The sequence below is a fragment of the Pseudomonas sp. ES3-33 genome (genome assembly GCF_000952175.1).
Lineage (GTDB): Bacteria > Pseudomonadota > Gammaproteobacteria > Pseudomonadales > Pseudomonadaceae > Aquipseudomonas > Aquipseudomonas gregormendelii.
Genome location: NZ_JZRI01000083.1, coordinates 1 through 6,523, shown reverse-complemented (window position 1 = coordinate 6,523; position 6,523 = coordinate 1). Strand labels below are relative to the sequence as shown.

At 51.8% G+C, this 6,523-nt stretch carries 8 protein-coding genes; all 8 read left to right on the top strand.

Translation table 11 applies throughout. From position 1 onward, the window contains the following. The first annotated feature begins 155 nt into the window (after window positions 1-155). Entirely contained in the window at window positions 156-434 is a 279-nt protein-coding gene (locus tag UB23_RS15985; RefSeq protein WP_045060271.1) for a hypothetical protein, read from the top strand. A gap of 151 nt (window positions 435-585) precedes the next feature. After that, window positions 586-882 (top strand): integration host factor subunit beta, encoded by a 297-nt coding sequence (ihfB, locus tag UB23_RS15980; RefSeq protein ID WP_045060270.1) that lies wholly within the window; start codon window positions 586-588, stop codon window positions 880-882. Window positions 883-909: 27 nt separating this feature from the next. Next, window positions 910-1,146, top strand: a complete 237-nt coding sequence (locus UB23_RS15975; protein ID WP_045060269.1) for a lipopolysaccharide assembly protein LapA domain-containing protein — start codon at window positions 910-912, stop codon at window positions 1,144-1,146. A 228-nt stretch (window positions 1,147-1,374) separates the two neighbouring features. Next, entirely contained in the window at window positions 1,375-2,451 is a 1,077-nt protein-coding gene (gene rfbB, locus UB23_RS15970; RefSeq protein ID WP_045060268.1) for a dTDP-glucose 4,6-dehydratase, read from the top strand. After that, window positions 2,448-3,341 (top strand): dTDP-4-dehydrorhamnose reductase, encoded by an 894-nt coding sequence (gene rfbD / locus UB23_RS15965; RefSeq protein ID WP_045060267.1) that lies wholly within the window; start codon window positions 2,448-2,450, stop codon window positions 3,339-3,341. Before rfbB ends, rfbD begins: the two co-directional genes overlap by 4 nt. Then, a complete protein-coding gene (gene rfbA / locus UB23_RS15960; RefSeq protein ID WP_045060266.1) occupies window positions 3,338-4,228 on the top strand; it encodes a glucose-1-phosphate thymidylyltransferase RfbA in 891 nt (296 codons plus the stop codon). Before rfbD ends, rfbA begins: the two co-directional genes overlap by 4 nt. Window positions 4,229-4,612: 384 nt before the next feature. After that, window positions 4,613-5,659, top strand: coding sequence for an LPS O-antigen chain length determinant protein WzzB (locus UB23_RS15955; RefSeq protein WP_045060265.1), 1,047 nt, complete (start codon window positions 4,613-4,615; stop codon window positions 5,657-5,659). 224 nt (window positions 5,660-5,883) lie between these two features. Further along, the coding region (locus UB23_RS15950) for an oligosaccharide flippase family protein (RefSeq protein ID WP_045060264.1) at window positions 5,884-6,523 on the top strand (640 nt) is incomplete at its 3' end.

The window sequence follows — 6,523 nt, the reverse complement described above, 5'->3', positions numbered from 1 at the left end:
TTCGATTTTTATCGGCCCCACGCGCATCATCCGCTGAACCAACACCCCCACCAAACTGTCCCTTTCTTTAACAGGATCAATCGCTTATTTGCAGCTACTCTAGAGCATAGGGCGCAAGCACCCTCCGGTAGGGTGCCTGACTAATAAGGAAGTGCATGAACAAGCTCATGGTCGCCATAGCAGTACTGGCACTGGCAGGCTGCACCACCAGCGCCAAGACCCATGCGGTGCGTGGTGTCAGCGGGATAGAGATCGATTGCTCCGGCCTGGGCTCGGGTTGGGAGAAATGCCGCAAGCGCGCCGACAAGGAGTGCAAAGCGGCAGGCTACAAGGTCATTGCAAGGTCGGATGACGCCAAGGACGAGGATGAATACCCATTCGGTTTTAATCCCGCAGGCTACCTGACACGCACCATGCTGGTGATTTGCAGGTGACTGAACAAGCGGCCCACCAGCTTGAGACGCCCGCAAATAGGGCGACTCAAAGCCGGTAACGATATGTCAAATCTTGGACTGTTCAAATGGCTCCGAGCGTGCTAAAACCTTTGAAGCGCTGATCTAGCTGCTTGAAAAAGAAGGGAAAAATATGACGAAGTCGGAGTTGATCGAACGAATTGTCACCCATCAAGGGCTGCTCTCATCCAAGGATGTGGAGCTGGCCATCAAGACCATGCTTGAACAAATGTCCCAATGCCTGGCCACCGGGGATCGAATCGAGATCCGAGGTTTTGGCAGCTTCTCATTGCACTACCGCGCACCGCGGGTAGGGCGCAATCCCAAGACCGGGCAGTCGGTTAGCCTGGATGGCAAGTTCGTTCCGCATTTCAAGCCGGGGAAGGAGCTGCGGGATCGGGTTAATGAGGATGAGGAGGAGGAGGTTTGACAGCCTTTGATTTTCAAGGAGTTGCTGATGCGTAACTTGAAGCGCGTGGTGCTGGCAGTATTTGTCCTGTTGCTGGTTCTGGCGACTCTCGCATTCGTGCTCGAGAATCAGCAATCGGTCTCTTTGCTGTTCCTTGGTTGGTCAGGACCGCAGCTACCTGTTTCACTGGCGATGCTTTGCGCCCTACTGATGGGCATGTTGATCGGGCCATTCCTGGGTTGGTTCATCAAGCGCAAATCCGTACGGTCCAAATATCCCGGTTGAGCATGGCCCGTGTTGAAAAATGTGTTTTCCTTTAGCCGCTGCTTGTCTACATCCATTAGTAAAAAAGTCATTAAGCTGTAAAATGCTTCGCTTGTCCGAAAGCGGCTGGTTCCGAGGTCGGGCAGACTGACTCTGCAAGTAGCCTCGGTTCATTGCCGGCTTTTGCATTAATGGATTAGACAGTGCTCGGTTGGCGGCCCTGTCAGTAACTCAAGGGTATGTTTTCGCGTGAAAATTCTCGTAACCGGCGGCGCCGGATTCATTGGTTCGGCGGTGATCCGTCATATCATCTCCAAGACTTCCGACTCTGTCGTGAACGTCGATAAGCTCACTTATGCCGGTAACCTTGAGTCTTTGGCAGGGGTTAGCCAAGACTCCCGGTATGCATTCGAGCGAGTTGATATTTGTGACCGTGACCAGGTCGATAGGGTTTTGCGCGAACACCAGCCGGACGCGATCATGCACCTGGCCGCAGAGTCTCATGTCGATCGTTCAATCTCCGGCCCGTCTGAATTCATCCAGACCAATATCATCGGCACATACACCTTGCTGGAAGCCGCACGGCATTACTGGCTGGCGCTAGAAGATACGCGTAAAGCCAGTTTCCGTTTTCATCATATTTCAACTGATGAAGTATATGGAGACCTGGAAGGTCCCGAAGATCTTTTCACCGAAACGACACCCTACCAGCCAAGCTCGCCGTACTCCGCCAGCAAGGCCAGTTCCGATCACCTGGTACGTGCTTGGGCGCGCACGTACGGTCTGCCAACACTGGTGACCAATTGCTCGAACAACTACGGCCCGTGCCACTTCCCTGAGAAATTGATCCCGCTGATCATCCTCAATGCGCTGGAAGGAAAGCCTCTCCCTGTTTACGGTAAAGGCAATCAGGTACGTGACTGGCTTTACGTCGAGGATCATGCCCGTGCACTTTATAAAGTCGTCACCGAAGGCGTAATTGGCGAGACGTATAACATCGGCGGACATAACGAAAAGCAAAACATCGAAGTGGTGCACACTTTGTGCGCATTGCTCGATGAACTGCGTCCAGACTCCGCACATCGTCCGCATGCCAGCCTGATCACCTACGTTCAGGACCGTCCTGGGCATGACCAGCGCTACGCTATCGATGCCAGCAAAATCCAGCGGGAGCTGGGCTGGACGCCGGAAGAGACCTTCGAAACCGGCATTCGCAAGACGGTTGAATGGTACCTGGGTAATACGGAGTGGGTAGAGCACGTTAAAAGCGGAAGCTACCAGCAGTGGATCGACCAGAACTACTCGGATCGCTCGGGCAAAGCATGAAAATCCTCCTGTTGGGCAAAAACGGTCAAGTCGGATGGGAGCTCCAACGTTCCCTCGCTCCACTGGGTGAGCTGATCGCACTGGATCGTCAAACACATGATGGCTTGTCGGGCGACCTTTCTGATCTCGACGCATTGCGCGCGACGATTCGTCAGGTCAAGCCTGACATCATCGTCAACGCCGCCGCGTACACCGCCGTGGACAAGGCAGAGTCGGAAACGGAATTGGCAGACACGGTTAACGGTCTGGCAACTAAGGTCATGGCAGAAGAAGCTGCAGCCATGAGTGCCTTGCTGATTCACTACTCCACCGATTACGTCTTCAACGGGCAGGGCTCTACGCCTTGGCAGGAAACTGATGCCGTCGCCCCCGTAAATCATTACGGCTCCAGCAAGTTGGCGGGAGAGCAAGCGGTCATTGAATCCGGATGCAAGCATCTGATATTCCGCACCAGTTGGGTATACGGCGCTCGTGGAAGCAACTTTGCCAAGACCATGCTTCGACTGGCTAAAGATCGCGAAACATTAAATGTCATCGCTGACCAGATAGGGGCGCCCACGGGCGCCGATCTGATTGCAGATGTGACGGCGTTAGCGATCCAGCAAGTTGTGCTGCGCCCAGAACTGTCAGGTCTATACCACTTGGCAGCAAGCGGTGAGGTTTCATGGCATGGCTACGCAACTTACGTGATCGAATTCGCCAAGGCCAACGCCGAACAGCTCGCAGTCAAAGCTGTAGATCCCATAGATACTACCGCGTACCCAACGCCTGCACGCCGTCCTTTGAATTCGAGACTGAATACTCGGAAGCTGCGTGACAATTTTTCTTTGCACTTGCCGGATTGGCAAAGTGGCGTATCCCGAATGCTTATGGAAGTTCTGAACAAATGACTACAACAAATCGTAAAGGAATCATTCTCGCAGGCGGCTCAGGCACTCGGCTCCACCCACTTACGTTGGGTGTTTCGAAGCAAATGCTACCGATTTATGATAAGCCGATGATTTTCTATCCTTTGTCGGTTCTAATGCTCGCGGGTATGCGTGAAATTCTGATCATTTCGACTCCTGAAGATCTTCCATGCTTCAAAAAACTTCTGGGTGACGGCAGTCTTTACGGTATCAAACTCACCTATGCAGAGCAGCCTAGCCCTGATGGCCTGGCACAAGCTTTCATCATCGGTGAAGAGTTCATCGGTAAGGACCCTTGCTGCCTGATTCTTGGAGATAATATTTTCTACGGTCAGCACTTTTCCGACAACTTGCGCTCAGCCGCGTCGCAGCAACATGGCGCGACGGTGTTCGGCTACCATGTTTCCGATCCGGAACGCTTTGGTGTTGTCGAGTTTGATAAGTCTGGTCGCGCTTTAAGCATTGAAGAGAAGCCGCTTAAGCCAAAATCCAGCTACGCAGTCACGGGTTTGTACTTCTACGATAACGAAGTCGTGGAAATTGCAAAGAGCATTAAACCTTCTGAGCGTGGTGAGCTGGAAATCACCGATGTGAATCGTGCCTATCTTACGAAAAACGCCCTGAATGTTGAAATGCTGGGCCGGGGCTTTGCTTGGTTGGATACGGGGACACACGACTCCCTGCTTGAGGCAAGCCACTTCGTGCATACAATTGAGCAACGGCAGGGCCTGAAAGTCGCTTGCCTCGAAGAAATCGCTTACAACAGCGGTTGGATCACGGCAGACCAGTTGGCCGCTCAAGCAGCGGCATTGAAGAAAACGGGCTATGGTCAGTATCTGCAGAAATTGCTGGATAATCCTTCCCATTGAATCGGGAGACTTGATGTCTGAGCGGTTATCCAAGTCGCTATGCACCTACGTGTGCAGTAATCCATCCCTGTGACAAGGTTCCCTGGGATAGATTACTGCACGCGGTAGATGATGGTGATGTCTTGGAGAATAAAAGTTCAGGATATGTATTGCCTGTATCGATGCTGATCTACGGGAAGCAACAGAACCCGCTACTGATCTCAAATCATCAAGTTTTACCGATTTTTGGAGGATGCCAGGGCGCTACTTCCATTGTTCGATTCTCGCCCGCAAGGAATCTGATGGCAGTGCGTCAGAAGGGGGAGGCAGAAGCTGATAAATGGATGCTGAAGAGGATGACATTTGCATCCAATCCACCGAAATATTGAAAAGGTTAAACCTGATATGGCGAACAACCCGGCAAACACGCAGGGCATGAATGAGATCAACCTGTATGAACTGGTTGTGGCGTTGTGGGCTCAAAAATTTCTGATCGTGGGCGTTGCCTTGATCGTAACACTGGCAGCTGCAACGTATGCATTCGTCAGTAAGCCTGTCTATGAGGCCCGCGTTTATCTCCAGCCGCCTACCTTGAACGGAATTGCCGATTTTAACTACGGGCGGACCAGAGACTCAGAACTGACACCTTTTACGATCAAAGATGTCTATGACGTGTTCACACGCTGCCTGCAGAGCGAAACATTACGTCGCGCCTTTTTTAAGGACACTTACCTGCCTTCACTCTCAGAGTCCGAGCGCGGTGGTTCGCAAGATGTACTGTATTCCAAATTCTTGAGAGAGCTGACTATCGGTTTTCCTACCAAGGAGCAGCCAGATCGCTATTCCATCGCCGCAGAGGGTGAGGACGCCGCCCAAGTCACTGAATGGGTGAAAACATTTGCAGCCAGGGCGGGTAGTGCTGCCGAGAACGAAATGATAAGAAACACTACGCGCGAAGCGGAGGTCCGGGCCCGGAACCTCGGTCAGCAGATCAGCACCATTCAGGAGACCGAGAGCCGAATCCGCCAGGACTCTATTACGCGATTGCGAGAAGCGCTTACGATTGCCGAGGCAATTGGTCTGCAAAACCCTCCCATTATCTCTGGCAATCTCTCTGCTGAGGTGTCTGCGGCAATGGACGGACAGTTGACTTACATGCGTGGTAGCAAAGCGCTCAAAGCTGAAATCGAAAACCTGGAAAATCGTAAGTCTGATGACCCCTTCATCGAAAAGCTGAGAGCGTTGCAGATCAAGCAAAGTTTTTATCAAGATCTGCAGGTTAGTCCAGAGACCGTTTCTGTTTACCGGCAAGATGGTCCCATCGAACAACCAGACCGCCCCATCAAGCCAAAGAAAGGCCTGATCATTCTGCTGGGACTGCTGCTGGGCACGATACTAGGAGTCATGATTGCATTGATTCGTTATTTGGTACTGACCAAAAAGGGTGCCTAGTTTTGTCCTAGCTTCACGCAATTATCCAACTCTTAGAGAAGATACTGAAGAGGTCCCGGTATCGCGTGAGAATGTCTGGCCGGCGAGGCGGGCCTGTCAGATTGGCAGGGATCTGACAAAATAAGGTTTGCCGCCGACTCGGCGGTAATCCGGAGGAATGCAATCCACGCCGGGACTCTGGAGTCGTTCGGAGGCCGCATGATTTCATTACGTGAGCTATTAGAATGTCTCTTAGAAAGAATACATTGTGGAACTTGCTAGGCAGCGGAGCCCCATTTTTGTTGGGGGCTGTGACTATACCCTTCTTGCTGAACAGGGCGGGTGTTGAGATATTCGGAATTTTAACTCTTGTCTGGGTTTTGATAGGCTATTTTAGCTTGTTTGATTTCGGTCTCGGTCGTGCGTTAACTCAAACCGTTGCCAAAAAACTCGCCGGTGGGACGAAGGAAGAAGTTTCAAGAATTATAAATCTCGGTCTTGTCATGGTTTTGGCGGCCGGAGTTTTTGGCGGGGTACTCCTTGCGTGTACAGCATTTCCATTGGGGATGCGATGGTTGAGTGTCAGCCCTGAGTTACAGCATGATGTTGTCATCTCTCTCTTGATAGCCTCTGTGGGCATACCTTTGACTACACTGACGTCCGGTCTGAGGGGGGTGCTGGAAGCCTATGAAGAGTTTGGCAACGTCAATCTCTTGAGAGTGTTGCTTGGGTTGGCAAATTTTGGCATGCCGGCTATTACAGTCCTGATTTGGGGGCCGATGTTAGAATGGATGGTAGCGAGTCTGGTCTTGTCTAGATTTATCGTTTTCTTGGCGCACGCCTATTTGGTTCGTCAGAAAACAAAATTCTATTGGATCAAACCAA

Coding starts and splice junctions, on each gene's coding strand:
- UB23_RS15985 (WP_045060271.1), top strand. CDS start 156: ATGAACAAGCTCATGGTCGCCATAGCAGTACTGGCACTGGCAGGCTGC.
- ihfB (WP_045060270.1), top strand. CDS start 586: ATGACGAAGTCGGAGTTGATCGAACGAATTGTCACCCATCAAGGGCTG.
- UB23_RS15975 (WP_045060269.1), top strand. CDS start 910: ATGCGTAACTTGAAGCGCGTGGTGCTGGCAGTATTTGTCCTGTTGCTG.
- rfbA (WP_045060266.1), top strand. CDS start 3,338: ATGACTACAACAAATCGTAAAGGAATCATTCTCGCAGGCGGCTCAGGC.
- UB23_RS15955 (WP_045060265.1), top strand. CDS start 4,613: ATGGCGAACAACCCGGCAAACACGCAGGGCATGAATGAGATCAACCTG.
- rfbD (WP_045060267.1), top strand. CDS start 2,448: ATGAAAATCCTCCTGTTGGGCAAAAACGGTCAAGTCGGATGGGAGCTC.